At 65.9% G+C, this 16,009-nt stretch carries 12 protein-coding genes; 8 read left to right on the top strand and 4 right to left on the bottom strand.

Going from position 1 to position 16,009, the window contains the following annotated elements; genetic code table 11:
* Positions 1–66: 66 nt before the first annotated feature.
* From ACFVTR_RS01665 to ACFVTR_RS01675, 3 genes are all read left to right on the top strand, one after another.
* The gene (locus ACFVTR_RS01665; RefSeq protein ID WP_387034292.1) at positions 67–1,551 is read left to right on the top strand and encodes a peptide MFS transporter; all 1,485 of its coding nucleotides are present in this window, start codon (positions 67–69) and stop codon (positions 1,549–1,551) included.
* Entirely contained in the window at positions 1,551–2,789 is a 1,239-nt protein-coding gene (locus ACFVTR_RS01670) for an amidohydrolase family protein (protein ID WP_387034293.1), read from the top strand. Before ACFVTR_RS01665 ends, ACFVTR_RS01670 begins: the two co-directional genes overlap by 1 nt.
* A 65-nt stretch (positions 2,790–2,854) precedes the next feature.
* A complete protein-coding gene (locus ACFVTR_RS01675; RefSeq protein ID WP_387034294.1) occupies positions 2,855–4,051 on the top strand; it encodes a PucR family transcriptional regulator in 1,197 nt (398 codons plus the stop codon).
* Between the two features lie 43 nt (positions 4,052–4,094).
* On the opposite strand, the gene ACFVTR_RS01680 is transcribed toward ACFVTR_RS01675, so the two are convergent.
* Positions 4,095–4,934 (bottom strand): DUF4304 domain-containing protein, encoded by an 840-nt coding sequence (locus ACFVTR_RS01680; protein WP_387034295.1) that lies wholly within the window; start codon positions 4,932–4,934, stop codon positions 4,095–4,097.
* A 41-nt stretch (positions 4,935–4,975) separates the two neighbouring features.
* Here ACFVTR_RS01680 and ACFVTR_RS01685 point away from each other — a divergent pair, with 41 nt between their 5' ends.
* A complete protein-coding gene (locus ACFVTR_RS01685) occupies positions 4,976–5,641 on the top strand; it encodes a hypothetical protein (RefSeq protein WP_387034296.1) in 666 nt (221 codons plus the stop codon).
* A 15-nt stretch (positions 5,642–5,656) separates the two neighbouring features.
* On the opposite strand, the gene ACFVTR_RS01690 is transcribed toward ACFVTR_RS01685, so the two are convergent.
* Positions 5,657–6,052, bottom strand: coding sequence for a hypothetical protein (locus ACFVTR_RS01690; protein WP_387034297.1), 396 nt, complete (start codon positions 6,050–6,052; stop codon positions 5,657–5,659).
* Between the two features lie 121 nt (positions 6,053–6,173).
* Complete coding sequence (locus ACFVTR_RS01695; RefSeq protein WP_387034298.1) at positions 6,174–7,328, bottom strand: YaaC family protein; 1,155 nt, start codon at positions 7,326–7,328, stop codon at positions 6,174–6,176.
* Between the two features lie 296 nt (positions 7,329–7,624).
* Between ACFVTR_RS01695 and ACFVTR_RS01700 the strand changes: the two genes are divergently transcribed.
* The 4 genes from ACFVTR_RS01700 to ACFVTR_RS01715 all read left to right on the top strand — a co-directional run bounded on the left by ACFVTR_RS01700 (position 7,625) and on the right by ACFVTR_RS01715 (position 15,035).
* Entirely contained in the window at positions 7,625–9,409 is a 1,785-nt protein-coding gene (locus ACFVTR_RS01700; RefSeq protein WP_387034299.1) for an SIR2 family protein, read from the top strand.
* A gap of 113 nt (positions 9,410–9,522) precedes the next feature.
* A complete protein-coding gene (locus tag ACFVTR_RS01705; RefSeq protein ID WP_387034300.1) occupies positions 9,523–9,987 on the top strand; it encodes a hypothetical protein in 465 nt (154 codons plus the stop codon).
* Positions 9,984–12,374 (top strand): AAA family ATPase, encoded by a 2,391-nt coding sequence (locus tag ACFVTR_RS01710; protein WP_387034301.1) that lies wholly within the window; start codon positions 9,984–9,986, stop codon positions 12,372–12,374. The genes ACFVTR_RS01705 and ACFVTR_RS01710 overlap by 4 nt, the downstream gene beginning before the upstream one ends.
* A gap of 87 nt (positions 12,375–12,461) precedes the next feature.
* Complete coding sequence (locus ACFVTR_RS01715) at positions 12,462–15,035, top strand: ATP-dependent Clp protease ATP-binding subunit (protein WP_387034302.1); 2,574 nt, start codon at positions 12,462–12,464, stop codon at positions 15,033–15,035.
* A 123-nt stretch (positions 15,036–15,158) separates the two neighbouring features.
* On the opposite strand, the gene ACFVTR_RS01720 is transcribed toward ACFVTR_RS01715, so the two are convergent.
* Positions 15,159–15,986, bottom strand: a complete 828-nt coding sequence (locus tag ACFVTR_RS01720; RefSeq protein WP_387034303.1) for a hypothetical protein — start codon at positions 15,984–15,986, stop codon at positions 15,159–15,161.
* Between the last annotated feature and the right edge of the window lie 23 nt (positions 15,987–16,009).

Genomic DNA, 16,009 nt, shown 5'->3' on the forward strand with positions numbered 1-16,009 from the left:
CGATCGGATTGACTCTCGGCAACCCCTGATGCCGCCCCCGCGGCCCGATGCTCCAATGGAGGCGCAATGACCGTCAGCAGCCCGCCGACAGCCCCACCGACGCAACGAACGTTCTTCGGACTGCCGCGCACCATGTATCCGGTCGCCGGCTTCGCCGCGTTCGACGCGCTGGCCTTCTACGGCATGCAGACGATCCTCGTCTACTACGTGTACTTCGCCGTCTCCGAGGGCGGCCTCGCACTCTCGACCGACGTGGCGATCGCGATCGTGTCGACGTACAGCGCCGCGACGTTCCTCGCGACGATCTTCATGGGCTGGCTGGCCGACAACGTGCTCGGCGCCGGCCGCGGCCTGCGCTGGGGTGCGGTGCTCGCGCTCGCCGGATACCTCGTGCTCGCCGCCGTGCCGGGCGAGGTCGGTCTCGCGACCGGGCTCATCGCCATCGCGTTCGGCGCGGCTTCGATGTGGGTCAGCGAGGGCGCCGTGCTCGGCGGCACGCTGAACGCGCACGAGTCGAAGCGCGAGTCGGGCTTCACCGTCTATTACCTCGGCAGTGCGGGCGGTGCCCTCGTCGGCATCACCCTCACCGGCGTGCTGCAGGCGGAGGTCGGATTCCGCCTCGGGTTCCTCGCCTCGGCGGTGGCGATCCTCATCGGCCTGCTCGTGTACCTGCCCTTCCGCCGCTCGACCGAGGCGACCGCGCCCGTCGTGCACGGCCACGGCGTGAAGGGCTGGGCGCTCGCCTGGCCGATCCTCGCCGTCGCCCTCGGGGTCGCGGCGATCATCGGCACGGTCGCGGCGGGGTCGAACCCGTCGACGATCGTCGGACTCGGCGCGCTCGTGCTCGCCGTGGGCATGTTCGTGCGGATCTTCACCCGGCGCGACCTCGATCGCGAGCACAAGCGGCGGGTGCTGCACTACCTGCCGTTCTTCGGCGCGACCGCGGTGTTCGCGATGCTCTACCAGCAGCTCTTCACGACGGTCGCGATCCACTCCGAGGCGAGCACCGACCGCGTCGTCTTCGGCATCGAGCTGCCGCCGTCGACCGTGCTCGGCATCGCGCCGCTCTGCACGATCATCGTCGCGCCGATCCTCGCGACGCTCTGGGGCGCGCTCGGCGATCGTCAACCGTCGCTCGCGGTCAAGTTCGCCGTCGCCTTCGGGGGCTGCGCGATCGCGATGGGATGGCTCGCCGCCGCCTCGGGCACGGGCGAGCTCACGCCGATCATCGTGCTCGTCGTCATCGTGTTCGTGTTCGGCGCCTCCGACGTGGTGGTGTCGCCGTCGGGCCTGTCGCTCGCGAGCGCGGTCGCGCCTGCCGGCTTCGAGACGCGCATGCTCTCGCTGCACTACCTGGGCGCCGCGATCGGCATCGCCGCGGCGGGCGTCGCCGGCGAGGGCTTCTCGCCCGGCGAGAACGAGACGGCCTACTTCGCCTCGTTCGCCGTGGTCGGCGCGGTCGTCGCCGTCGCCATGATCTTCGTGCGGTTCGCGTTCGGCAAGCGGCTGATCGCGACGGATGGCACGAGCCAGGGTGTGGAGGCGCTGTGATGACCACCACGACGAACCAGCCCCGTGTCATCCGTGCCGGCGCCGTCGCCGACGTGCTCACCGGCGAGGTGCTCGCCGACCATGCGATCGTGCTCGACGGTGAGCGCATCGCCGCCGTCGAGCCCTGGTCGACCTCGCGCCACGGCAGCGGCGACGACGTGCTCGACCTGCGCGACCACCTCGTCGCGCCCGGCCTCATCGACCTGCACACCCACCTCGTCGGCGAGCTCGAGCGGGGCAGCTACAGCCCGTACCTCACCGGCTCGCCCGCCCGCGACGCCCTGCTCGGCGTGCGCAACGCGCGCGCCACGCTGCGCGCCGGGTTCACGACGGTGCGCGACGTCGGCAGCTTCCGCGCCTTCGTCGACTGCGACCTGCGCGATGCGATCGACGCCGGCATCTGCGAGGGCCCGCGCATGGTGTGCGCCGGCGCCTACGTGACGTGCTCGTCGGGCGGCGGCGAGATCACCGACCTCGCGGTCGACATCGAGCTGCCGCGCTCGTTCCGGTTCGGCGTGGCCGACTCGGTCGACGAGGTGCGCTCGGCCGTGCGCCGCATCGCGCACCGAGGGGCCGACGTGATCAAGGTCATCGCGACCGGCGCCGTCTACGCCGCGGGCACCGTGCCCGGCGCTCCCGAGTACACCGAGGCCGAGCTCAAGGCGTGCGTCGACGAGGCGGCGCTCTACGGCCTCCACGTCGCCGCGCACGCGCACGGCGAGGAGGGCGCACTCCGGGCCATCCGTTCGGGTGTTCGTACCATCGAGCACGGCACCATGCTCGGCGAGGCCGCGATGTCGGCCATGCTCGAGCACGGCACCTACTACGTGCCGACCACCTACCTGCTGCAGTGGGACGACGCGCACGGCGACCTCGACGGGTACCCGGCGGGCGTGCGCGAGAAGACCGCGCTCGTGGGCGAGTCGGCGCGTGCCTCGGTGCGGCTTGCGATCGAGGCGGGCGTGCGCATCGCGTACGGCACCGACGCGATCGTGTTCCCGCACGGGCTCAACGCCGGGCAGCTGCCCGAGTTCGTCGAGCTCGGCATGACGCCGATGCAGGCGCTGCAGTCCGCGACATCCGTGGCGGCCGACTGCCTCGGGCGGTCGATGGATGTCGGTGCCCTCGCGCCCGGCCGCTACGCCGACCTCGTCGCCGTGCACGGTGCGCACCTCGACGACGTGCAGCGCTTCACCGAGGTCGCGGCCGTGGTGAAGGGTGGAGCGCTCGTCGTGTGACGGCGGCCGGCGATGCGCGCGGCATAGGATCGGAGGCATCCCGCCGGCCAGGTAGCGGAGGCCCGATGTTCGACACCGTGCAGGAGACCGTCGATCGGCTCGCGATGGCGCTGAACCGTTCGGTGGTGCTCGAAGACGCCGAGTTCGTGCTGCTCGCGAGCAGTGCGCACTACGACGACCTCGACCCGGCCCGGCTGCAGACCCTGACCGCCCGGCGCCCGAGCGACGCGCTCGCCGCCGAGCTGCGGGCCCGCCGCCTGCACGCGCAACTCGTGCCTCGTGTGCTCGAGGCCGACCCCGCGTTCGGCCTCGAGCACGCGCGCCTCGCGATCACCCTGCGGTCGCGGTACGGCGTGCTCGGGTTCCTCTGGATCACGCTCGTGCGCCCGCTCACGCCGAGCGAGGCATCCGTCATCACCGAGACCGTCGAGACTCTGCGTTCGCTGCTCGTCAACGTCTCGCAGTCGATCGAGGCGGTGAACGCCGAGGTCGAATCGGAGATGCTCGGGCTGCTCACGCCCGACGCGCCGAGCCGTCGCAACTCGGCGAGCGAGCTCGTCGACCTCGGCATGTACACGCGCTCGCGCCGGTTCGTGGCGCTCTGCCTCTCGCTCGGCGCCGAGTGGGCGCCGTGGGGCGGACCGCCGCCGCGCGAGGTGATCTCGCGTGTGCTGCTGCGCGCGATCACGACGCCGATGATCGACGCCTACAGCTTCGTGCCGAGCACGCCCGACACGTTCATCCTCATCGGATTCCGCAACGAGCCGACCCCCGAGGCGATCGACAGCATGGTCGCGGCGATCGTTCGAGAGGCGGATGCCGCGGACGTGCACGAACCGCTCGACGCGGTCGTCGGCATCGGTGCGCCGGTCGACGGCCTCGCCGACGCCTGGGAGTCGTACGAGCAGGCGCTCGTGGCGGTGCGGGTGGCGCGGTCGCGGGGGAGGCGGTCGGCGTCGTGGATGGCCGACCCGATCGCCGCCTCCGTCGCAACCCTGCTCGCGGAGGAGCCGCCGCCGCACCTGCTGCCCGAGCCGTTGCGCCGCCTCGCCGCGGCGCCGCCCGAGACCCTCGAGCTCTTCGAGGTGTACGTCGCCCACGGCGAACGCATCACCGAGGTGGCCGAGCAGCTCGGTGTGCACCGGGCGACCGTGCACTACCGCCTCAAGCGGGCGGCGGCGTCGATCGGCATCGACATCGATGCCGACGATGCGCGGTTCGTCATCGGGGCGTGGTTGCGGCAGCGCTGGTTGCGGGGGTGAGGGCGGGCGCACCTCCCTGGTGCCGACCCGACCCTACATCTGTTCACCGGGCCAGAGCAGCCTCCGCCTGCGTGCGCACCCACGAGTCGAACGCTTCCGAGTTCTCGCGTTGCCCCGGCATTGCGCCTTCGAGCGCGTATGCCAGACAGGCATCGAGCTCGTTGCTCGGGCCATCGTCCATCAGCAAGAGCGCTTCTGCGCGCTTGAACAGCGCTGGAACCGACGCCCGCTTGAAGAGGCCGTGATTTCCATCTTCGAGTCGCCTACGGATGCCCTCGCGCGTCAGCAACAAGTCCAGCAGATTCCACCCCACGTCCTCGAGCCGCGCGGTCATGTCTGCGACCATCGCCTCTATGCTCGACGCGTCGACAGCCTCCCACCAGAGGTCCGCTCCATCGGGGGCCCCCGTCGGATGGAGCCGATCGCGATAGAGCCCGTGGGACTCCGAGACAGATTTCACGGGCCTCGCGTCGAGTTGGTGTCGCATCCATCGCAACCACGGCTCGGGCACGGCCGCGATGTTGATTGTGCACCTGATGCGCTCGGAGGTGTTCCACGACGAGGACTGAACGTTCACGACGACCCAGTCACCTTGCGCGTTCGTCTTGCGCCAGGTCGGCGCCGAGCCTCGGTAACCGTGGCGCCGAGCTGCGGGCCCGAGCTGATCTCGGAGCTCAGCTTTCAGAGCTGTATGCAGAGTCACGATCAGATCTCCTCTCTGAGGACCACCATTGCAGCCTGGGGGATCAGTTCGAGGGACGGCGATCACGTGGCTCTTCCGCAACGCTAATGGCACCGGCTCGGGCCGGTCGTCGAATGGAGGATCGCCCGCGGCGGAATCGTTAGGCCAACCTCCTCGTGGTCGGACGGAACGCCCACCCACGGAGCATTCTCAGGGCATTGGTCCGGCGCTAGTGTGATCGCGTGGCACCCGACCCGAAGCTCAACGCTGCTGTCAGAGACATCGGCGCGTATGCGCGGAGTCTGCACGGCGGTCTGTGGTGGGCTACCTGGGTGAGCGTCGGCGTGGTCGGTGTCGCTGCGGCTGGCGCCGGATTCTCTGCGGGGGAGAGCGGTGTCGCTCTGGGCGTGCCCGGTATCCTCGCCCTGGTCGTCGCGCTGGTACTCATGTGGTTCGAGTCGCAGCAAGCAGCACGGATTCGTACGGCAGAGCAGGTCGCCCCTGCTGCGGTCGTGATGCCGTTCGTGGTGACGGCTTACCTGCCCCATCAACTCGATGCCGCAGGCAAGGCGGTCGGGCGCCGCGCACCGTACATTCGCTATCCCGGCCACGGTCTCCTCGTCGTCGACAGCACTGGCGTTCGCGTCTTCTCGGGTTGGGCGTTCGTTACTGACGTGGCCATTCCCAGCACGGCCATCGAGGACGTCGCGCTCGGCACGATCGAATATCCGTTCGGTTCGGCCCAGTCGGTCGACCTGTTGATTGAATGCGCAACTGGACCGGTCCGCGTGTCGTTCCAACCGATGAGAGTGCCGGCCCGATTCTTCGGCGTTGAGCGGCCGGAGATCATCGCGGGCTACGTTGAAGCACTGCGGACGGCGTCACGCAAGCACGATCCGGTCGGCTGAGGTCCCGACCGCTCCCTACATCATCGATTGCAGCAGCTGCGTGGCCTTCTGGTTGTCGCTCGTTGCGAGCACGACCCGGTTTCGGGATGCCACGTAGACGAGCGAGATGTTGATGCCCGCCTCCGCGAGGGCACGAGCCATGCCACCGAACACGCCTGGTGTGTCCAGGTCGGGATCGGGCAACGCCGGACTGACGATGACGTCGGTCTCGGCATCGATCGTGATGCCGGCGCCCTCGAGCGCGGCCCTGGCACCCGCGACGTCGTCGATGAGGATGTGGACGGCGCCCCGACCGCCCTCCATGATCGCGCAGAGGCCCTCGATGTTGACGCCCGCGTTGCCGAGCGCCTCGCCGAGTCGAGCCCCCTCGCCGGGCTGATCCTCGAGGGTGACCAAGAGATCCTTCGCCATGACGGCACCTCCTTCTCGGGCTGACTCAGGTCTACGCCGGTGGGCGGGGGGAGTCAACGACTTCGAAGAGGACCGCCCGCGTCGGAGCGAATTTCCCCCTCGGGCGCGGATTCGAGTCGCTCTACAGGCGCATATCGCCCGGATCGAAGTATGAGAACTTGCCGGTGATCCCATCTAGCGCGCCGAGGAGCAATCCCAGAGGGACTTCGTTGGCGAACGAGTCCATGAGATACGCTTGGGCCCCCTCTGTCACGGGGTCGAGTGCGGACGGGCTGTAGCGGACCAGCGATGAGAGATAGAACATGGCTGCATAGCGGACCAAGTCGAGGGGAACCGTGAGTGTGTCGGACTTCTTGACTGTTGGGGTGAGAACGAAGTCGGTCCTTCCCTTCGTTGGTGGTCGCAGGTAGTCCCCCATGAGATCGCTCAGTTGCGGGATCGCCTCATACATCGCCGGCTTCAGCGTCCCATCCGGTTGACGAGTCGATACAGTCTTTCGTGATTGGAAGAGCCGGACTGACCCTCCGAACATTCGCGAACTAACGGCGAAAACACCTCGCCAGTTCACGAATTCGGGCTGCGGCACTTCTTCGTAGCCTGAGATGAACCGACGGTACATGCGCTCTCGAACGTCGGAAGTAAGTGAAGAGTTCGAAAGAACGACCGACCAAGCCCGCTCATCATCCATAGCGATCGCGTAGTAGCCGGGCTGCGCCGAAGGGCGGCTTGGGCCGACATCCTGCATCTCGAGACTGATCTCGGGAATGAGCGATAACAGGTTGAACGCATTGATCTTGGTGCCCGGAGGGATGTCACGCCCCGTTCGCTTGCGGAACAGTAGCGGGAACACGCCCTTTGTTACCTCTAGGTAGTCGCTCTTGATCGACGCTGTGCCCGAGCGGAGCTTCCGCAGGCCATGCATAATCGAGCCCTTTTGGATTTCAGGGCCGTTGGTCTGGAGCAGTTCTGCCTTCGCGAGCTGGAGCTGGGCATAGTAGTAGGGCAACGCCGCCGCCGATCCAGAAGTGCTTGTCGCCGCGTGCCAGTACGTCTGCGCCTGCCGCATGAATGCGCGAAAGTCCCGGTAGAGAGCACGACGCTCAGCCAAGGTCCCGGTGAATAGCGACATACCGATGGATGGCACGTCACACATCTGCCGCAGCCTGAACCAGATGAAGCTCTCCGTCGGTTCCTCAGCGAAATGTCGATTTACGAACGTCTGGCTCTGGGGCCGCGTGGCGATAAATGCACCAATGGGCCGAAACTTTGAATGCATCACCAAATGATTCCAGTGTCAAAGGCTGCGACCAAGGCGTTTCGCTCGTCAGTTCTTGGTGCCTGCATCCCAGAATCGTTGGATGTCCGAAACGCTTGGGAGGCTAGCTCGACCGCGCCCTGCTCGGGTGCGCCTGCCAGCCGCACTCGCAGGGTTGCGCCGGCCCGTTGCTGTCGGTGTCTTGCTAAACGCCGGAGGAGAATGTCACCCGAACTGGGGTGGTTGTTGCGCGGGGGCGAACGCGCGGGGGCTGCAAGTGTGGAGGCGAGCATATTGCTATTACGCGGGCCCAAGATGTGAGCGACACCGTCGATGCCAAGGTCGCTGTCGGCGGGAGAGGCCGACAGCATGAGTGTGATTGGGTCCATATGACAGCAACCCCCGAACGGGGCGCCGGTGAAATCAGTGCCATCCAGGCTGCCGGATCATTGCTTCCCAGATTGAATGGTTTTGAACGCGCCTTCGCTCGAGGAGAGTACGCGCTCTGGCTCGGTGCAGGTATTTCGCGCGGTCGTATGCCGGACGTACGCGAACTTCTAGTAAAGGTGCTCGAGTTTCTGCGTAGCAGGGTGGATCTCGAGAACCCCGATTGTGAATTCCGGAAAGTCATCGATCATGCGTTGGCGCTCGCGGATGTGCACGATTCCGACGGCATCGTTGTCGACCTCGAGCGCCGCGTCGACGATTGGGAAGGGGTGGACACTCTTCTACGGCGGCTCGGGCGACAGTACTCGACGCTGCTGGATTACCGGATCCCCGGTGAACCCGAGGACTTCCTCGTTTGGACTGCGGTTGATGTATCCGCTACATACTCCGACCCGGCAGTTGGCCCAGATCTCGAGCATTTCGCCGTGGCGGCCCTCGTGATCGAGGGGACAATCGCTGGCCTCATATCCGCGAACTGGGACGGTCTCATTGAGCGCGCGCATTCGGAGCTGCTCGGCGGTTCGACCGGTGGCCTAAGCGTGCTTGTGGACTCGGACGATTTTCGGGCACATAACGGCCAGCCGGCCATCTTGAAGTTCCACGGTTGCGCGATTTGTGCGTTCACCGATGAGCAACGCTACCGCTCGTACCTCGTTGGCCGGCGGTCGCAGATCACCGCCTGGCCGCATGACCATGAGCATGTGATCGTTCGCAAGCACATGGTGCAAATGGCGTCCACCAAGCGGACCCTGATGATCGGGTTGTCTGGACAAGACACCAACATTCAAGATCTCTTCGCGGAATCAAGCGCGGATCTGGCGTGGCCGTGGCCTGGTGATGCTCCCGCCGTGCTATTCGCGGAAGACGCGATTGGCGTGGATCAACAGAACATCCTTCGGGTCGTCTATGCCGCCGACTACTCGGCGAACGGGCCAGAAATCGAGACGGGATCACTCGTCCGCGCCTATGCGAAACCTCTCCTAGGGGCTTTGTTGGCAACGACACTGGCCGAGAAACTGGGCCAGCTTGCGGTTGTCGCGGCACCGCAGGTGGAAGGCGCGGTCGATTCAGCAGTCATGGGCCTGAAGCTGTACTTTTCCCGACGAATGGGAACGGTCGGCGAGGCCCGGGCCGTGCTCACTGATCTCGGTCGTGCAAGGATGCTCTTCAGCTCGGGAGTCCTGCCCACGCCTTTCGGGCGTTATCTCCCCCTCACGGACAAACCAATCGGGCAACTGGAGAAAGACCCCCTTTTGATGTCCACTGGGCTACCGGCAGCGTCTCTGGCGCTCGCTGCGGTAGCAGCGGAAGCCGTCGATGGGAATTGGTCAATCGAGACGAACCCCCACGATGATCAGTCAAAGGAGCCTATGCTCAAGATCTTGTCCGGAGGCCGCTCGGCGAAGGTGTGGTTTGTCGCGAACGAGACATCAGCTGTCCGACTTGAGATGTCCGGATTCATCGATGCCGAAGACGGTGAGTGTGTTGTGATTTCAAGCGATGAACAACTGATCGGAGCGCAGCGGTCGCCCTCGTCCAGCATCGGGCGCACCGGCAGGTTCGGCGTACGACGTGTTCACATGCCAGATCTGTTGCTGGATGCGGACGACTTTGCGGAGATAAGACAAGCGGTGCGGGGGGCGGTGGGATTGTGATTTACCCGGAGCCTGTTCAATCCGCCGTCGAACTACTCCAAACAGGAGGCTACGAGTTAGTTTCCTCAGGCCTGCAAGTTGGGACAATCTCGTTCGAGTTTCCGTGTGTGCTGATGGGTACCGGAACCTCCTCGGAACTTGTGGTCGTCGAAGACCGCATCGATCAGCCGGACGAAGTCGTACTGCGCAGGCAGGTCGATGGTCTCAGTCGTGCGCTTGACGTAGTGGGTTCCACACGTCCGCTCACGCTCGTTCTTCTAGGGCCGAGGCCGACCGATCGCACAATGCGATTCCTAACCCGGACGTGTCGAGTTCTTTGCGTCTCCCCACAATCTGGCAAGGGAATGACGAGTGTTCTTCATGATTCGCTATCCGCCCTCCTGCCTCTCGCGTTGCCGTTCCCGGAGTCGACGGCCCAAAACCCCATCAAGCAGGTCGAGCTCGAGTTCATTAGAACGGGCGAGCCCGACCCGTGGATCACGGAGGTGCTCGCAGCAGCGGAGTTCGGGATGGATGAGGTCACAGCCACGCTCAAGGCGTGGGTTGAGGATGGGATTCACCAGGAGGTGCGCGATTGAATCGACGACGGCTGCAGTCCATCACAGTCTCTAACTTTCGAAGCATCGCGGGGGAGGTTCGAATCCCGCTTGATGCCCCTGTTGTGCTCCTGCACGGTATGAATGGCGTGGGAAAGACCAGCGTGCTGACAGCCATTGAGTTCGCTCTCACAGGCTCGGTTGAATCGATGAAGAGGGTCGATGCGGAGTACGAGTCTCATCTTGTGCGGCATGGCGCGGCCGATGCTTCAGTGTCCATCTCCCTCGAGGATTCCGACGGGGTGTTGATCGAGTCGACTAGAAAGTTTGAATCAGATCAGTGGCGTGGGTTTGCCCCACTCAACGAGCCGAGCGCTTCGCATTTCAGCGAGCGGTGTTACTTGGCCCAATCGACGCTCGGCCGCTTGCTAGAGATCTATGAGAACTCAACGAGCGACAAAGACTCGGCCCTCGCGCGCTTCGTAAAGGATGTCCTCCATTTGGACGCTTTGGATTCCTTGATCGCGGGTCTCCACTCGTCTGGGGACATTCGTCGGCTGCGAACACTAGTCCCCGAATTCGCTGAACTGGAGCGCGATGTTCGGATGAGCAAGCGGTCCCTGAAGGAGGAAGAGGGCTCCCTCTCGGAGCTCGCTTCTGCAAAGGCGCGAGCTGTGGCCGAAGTCGTCGATCTGGCTTCTTCGATTTCGACTCAGGCGACGCCTACTGTCGATGAGGAGTCAGAGATCGGGCGGCTGCTGGCTCTCCGCAGGGAGCTGGCTGGTGTTCGATCGAGGTTGGCTGCAGCTGCAGGCACCAAAGACGGCATGCGTCTTGCTGAGGCTGAATCCGCAGTCGCAGCAATGTCGGTTGATGTGGAGAGGTGGTGGAGCGGCCCAGGTCGCGCGGTTGAGGGCGCGCTTGAAATCGCGAGAACTCGCTTTTCGTCGATACCGTTCGCGAGAGTGGTGGGGCCGAGTGAGGCGGTCCGTTCTGCGCTCGCTTCGCTTCAATCCGAGGCCGACAGATTGCAGAGTCGGATCAGTGCGGATGATGTCGCCATCAAGCGTGAAGCAGACCTTCGAAGCGTGCTCGAGCACTTGGGTGCTCGGCGCGAGCGAATCAGCCACCAGCAGACCGCTATTACCAAGAATGCGAGCGAGGTAGCACGCTTGCTCGCGGAGCTCGTACCTCACATCGCTGAAGACGACTGCCCTGTGTGCGGCCGCGACTTCAGCGAAATCTCACCTGAACCGCTTGAGGCAGTCGTCCTCAGACGCGCATCAGAGCTCGCCGCTGAGGCGCAAACAATGTCTGAACTCGCAGCAGCGGACCGAGAACTTTCAATTCAGCACGCGGAGACCAATCGAGAGCTCGCGGCGGCCGCGGCCGTGCGCCTATCGGCAGCAGAGCGCTCGATATCGATTTCCGATTTGGCAAGCATCTCGTCATCGATTTCAGAGCTGCACAGGCTTCAGGACGAGGCCGACCTGGGGACTGACAAGATCGCCACCTTCGCTAAGTTGCAGGACGTCCTTGCTGCCATTAGATCAGACGATCAAATGGCCCATGACGCCAGGCGATTCGTTGAAGCAGTAAAGCAGGAGTTCAATCTCGAGGGCTTGGTGGACAGCGATTCCACAGCCCAGGCGCTGCTGGATGTCGACCGCGCGATCGAAGGAAGCCAACGCGTCTTGGAGAATCAGGTGGCTACTCGGCGCCTACTTCGAGAGAAGCAGTCGGCGGCTGCAGCGCTTAGCGGGCGGGTCGAGGAACAGCGGGACGCTTTCGCGGCTGCGAAGAAGATCCTTGACTCGAACGCTGCGAGCCTCGGAGAAGTGGAGCGACGCAATGAGGTTGCGCGTGGTTTGCTGAAGACAGCCGGGCAAACGCAGGCCAGGATTGTTGAATCGGTTTTCAATGACTCGCTCAATTCGCTCTGGCGGGACCTCTTCGTGAGACTCGCCCCGAATGAAGATTTCGTGCCGGCTTTTGAAGTTTCGGCTGGCGCGCGCACACCGAATCTCGTGACTCGTCACCGGGACGGCGCAGTCGGTGGGCGGCCAGGGGCGATGCTTAGCGCGGGCAACCTAAACACGGCCGCATTGACTTTGTTCCTTGCGCTTCATCTTCACGCTTCCGATGACATGCGTGTGTTGGTGCTCGATGACCCGGTTCAGTCGATGGACGACGTGCACATCTCCCAGCTCGCAGCTCTTTTGAGAGTGCTGTCGAAACAGCTTGGCCGTCAGATTGTGATTGCCGTGCATGAACGCGCTCTGTTCGAATACCTGCAGCTCGAGCTGAGCCCTGCATTCGAGGGTGACGGGCTGATTGCAGTTGAGCTGAAAAAGCAGGCGGACGGGACGACGCACGCCGAGCCAACTTATCGAACCTGGAAGGCCGACCAGGTTGGAGCGCTTGCGTAGATCTGACCTCGAGCGTTCCTGGGAATACCCGCGCCCCCATCGCGTTGAACTTGAGCGAACCACACTCAACTTCAACTTGGAGGCCAGGTGCCCAACGACTTCAACGAGGCCGGCGCAAGCTCGTTCGACGAGTTCCTTGCCCGATACCTCGCGGGTGAGCAGGCGCGACAGGCGCGGTCGATCGACCTCAGCCGGTTCCTTACCGCGCGCACCCAGAGCATTCTTCAGCAGGCCGGGCGCTTTGCGCTCGAGCGCGGGCAGACCGAGCTCGACGCCCTGCACATCCTGCGCGTGATCGTCGAAGACGAGAGCGTGCAGCAGGCGATCCGCCGTGTCGGGGCGAGCCCCGAGCGCATCATCACGGCGACCGAAGCGCGTCTGCCCGCGGCATCCGAGATCGCCGACATCAATGCGGCGACGATCACGCCGTCGGCCAGCCGCGCGCTGTTCCACAGCTACCAAGTGGCGCGGTCGAGCGGGTCGACGTACATCGATCCTGAGCACCTGTTCTTCGCGCTGGTGCTCGGGCAGGATGCGCCTGCGGGGCAGGTGCTGGCTCGGGCCGGGGTTACTGCTGAGGCGTTGACGCAGGGGATGCGGGAGGACTTCGAGGCGCAGACCGATGGCGAGGGTGGTTTCGATACGCGGCCTCCTTCGTCGGGCGCTACTCAACCGACCGACTCTGAAACCCCGATGCTCGACAAGTTCGGCATGGACCTCACCGAGCGGGCCGCGAACGGGGAGCTCGACCCGGTGATCGGCCGTGCCGACGAGATCGAGCAGACCATCGAGATCCTGTCGCGCCGCACGAAGAACAACCCCGTGCTCGTCGGCGAGGCGGGCGTCGGCAAGACGGCGATCGTCGAGGGCCTCGCCCGCGCGATCGTCGAGGAGAACGTGCCCGAGGCCCTGCTTGGCAAGCGCGTCATCGCGCTCGACCTGCCGGGCATGCTCGCCGGCACCCGCTACCGCGGCGACTTCGAAGAGCGCCTCACGAAGACGATGGAGGAGATCGCCGCCAACAAGGGCGAGCTCATCGTCTTCATCGACGAGGTGCACACCGTTGTCGGCGCCGGTGGCGCGGGCGAGGGCGGCATGGACGCCGGCAACATCCTGAAGCCGCGCCTCGCGCGGGGCGAGCTGCACCTCGTGGGCGCGACCACGCTCAACGAGTACCGCAAGATCGAGAAGGACCCGGCGCTCGAGCGCCGCTTCCAGCCGGTGCGGGTCGGCGAGCCGTCGATCGAAGACGCCGTGCTCATCCTCCAGGGGCTCAAGCCCGCGTACGAGGCGCACCACGGCGTCGAGTACACGGATGCTGCGATCCGCGCGGCCGTCGAGCTCAGCGACCGCTACCTCAGCGACCGCGTGCTGCCCGACAAGGCGATCGACCTCATCGACCAGGCCGGCGCGCGCCTGCGGCTGCGCCTCGGTGTGAAGGTGGATGTCTCCGCGATGCAGTCGCGACTCGGCGAGCTCGAGGCGGAGAAGAACGCCGCCGTGCGCACCGAGCACTACGAGGAGGCGTCGCGCCTGCGCGACGAGATCTCGAAGGTGCAGGCGAAGCTCGACGAGGTCACCGAGCGGGGTCGCGCCGCGGCATCCGATGCCACCGTCATCGACGAGGCCGAGATCGCCGCGGTGATCTCGCGGGCCACCGGCATCCCGGTGAACCGCCTCACCGAGACCGAGCGCGAACGCCTCGCCGACCTCGAGGGCGAGCTGCACCAGCGCGTCATCGGGCAGGACGACGCGGTCACCGCCGTCGCCAAGGCCGTGCGCCGCAACCGCACCGGCATGGGCGACTCGCGTCGGCCGGTCGGCTCCTTCCTGTTCCTCGGGCCGACGGGTGTCGGCAAGACCGAGCTCGCGAAGGCCCTCGCCGACCGCCTGTTCGACGACGAGACCGCCGTGATCCGCTTCGACATGAGCGAGTTCGGGGAGCGCCACACCGTCTCGCGACTCGTCGGCGCCCCTCCCGGATACGTCGGCTACGACGAGGCTGGCCAGCTCACCGAACGCGTGCGGCGCAACCCGTACTCGATCGTGCTGTTCGACGAGATCGAGAAGGCGCACCCCGACGTGTTCAACCTGCTGCTGCAGGTGCTCGACGACGGACGCCTCACCGACGGCCAGGGTCGCACGGTCGACTTCCGCAACACGGTCGTCGTGATGACCTCGAACCTCGGCAGCGAGTTCCTCGCGTCGCGGTCGGGTGCGCTCGGCTTCGTCGCCGGCGCGGATGCCTCGGGCTTCAGCTCGGCCGACGACGTGCGCCAGCGCGTCATGGGCAAGGTGCGCGAGGCCATGCGCCCCGAGTTCCTGAACCGCATCGACGAGATCGTGCTGTTCCAGAAGCTCGACCAGCCGCAGCTCGCGTCGATCGTTCGCCTGATGCTGGGTGCGACCGCGCGTCGCCTCGCGTCGCGCGAGGTCGGCTTCGAGGTCACGGATGCCGCGGTCGCGCTGCTCGCCGAACGGGGCTACGAGCCCGAGTACGGTGCGCGGCCCCTGCGCCGGGTCATCCAGCGCGAGGTCGACGACCGCATCAGCGACCTGTTCGTCTCCGGCGCCCTCGGCGACGGGGGAGCGGTGCACGTCGACGCCCGCGATGGAGAGTTCGTCGTGGCGGCGGCGGGTGTAGTGCCGCTGGCGGCGTAACCGTACCGGCCGGTCGAGTAGCGACGAAGGAGCGTATCGAGACCTCGTGAGGGGTCTCGATACGCTTCGCTACTCGACCGGCTCTGCCGTGCTGGTCTCGATACGCTTCGCTACTCGACCGGCCTAGTGCGGCGACTGCAGCTGGTCGGGCGGCAGCAGCGCCGTGCCCGGGCTGCAGCCGAGTTCGCCCGGCTCGAGCAGGATCGCCGGGGCGTGCACGACCTCGACGCCCGCGGCGGTGCGCTTCACGAGGAGGCAGTCGTGGCCCTGGCCCATCGCGAAGCCGATCTCGCCGTCGACGACGACCGCGGCCGGTTCGAACGGCACGTCGTACTCGCCCGTGGGCGGTGGCATCCGTTCGATCACCTCGGCGACGATGGCCTCGGCCGTCGCATCGGGTGGTGCCGCGGTGAGCACCTCGACCGCGACGGCCTCGGTGCCGTCAGGCACCACATACACGGGGTCGGTGTCGACGGGCGGTTCGATCTGCTGCGCGTCGGCCGGGCAGTCGAGGTCGTGGGCGACGGCGGTGTCGCTCGCCGTGGGGTCGGGCACCACGCCGTACATGTCGAACTCCGACCAGAAGCACGCGATGTGATCGTCGGTGCCGTACCCCTCGCTCGGCACCACCACGCGGAACTGCAACCGGCCGATCGGCTCGTCCTCGCCGGCATCGGCGTAGGCCTCGTACCCGATGAGGACCGGCCAGCTGTACTGGCCGAGCGCCTCGTCGGCCGTTCGGGCGTAGTGCTCGATCGTGGTGGACGTGCCCTCGCCGTACAGGCCGCGGGCCACGTCGGCGACCTCGCCGCGGGCGAACGCGTGCGCATCGGCGTCGATCGCCGCGGGAATCAGCGCGCACCCCGACAGCACCGTGACCGCAGCGGCCACGGCGAGCACGAACCCCGCCCCCCGGCGACGTTCGGGCGGTAGGGCCCCGAGACGACGCATCCTTCGAGTATCGACTCGTGGCC

Origin of the sequence: Agromyces sp. NPDC058126, from assembly GCF_042884595.1 — a bacterium.
In the GTDB taxonomy this organism is placed as follows: domain Bacteria; phylum Actinomycetota; class Actinomycetes; order Actinomycetales; family Microbacteriaceae; genus Agromyces.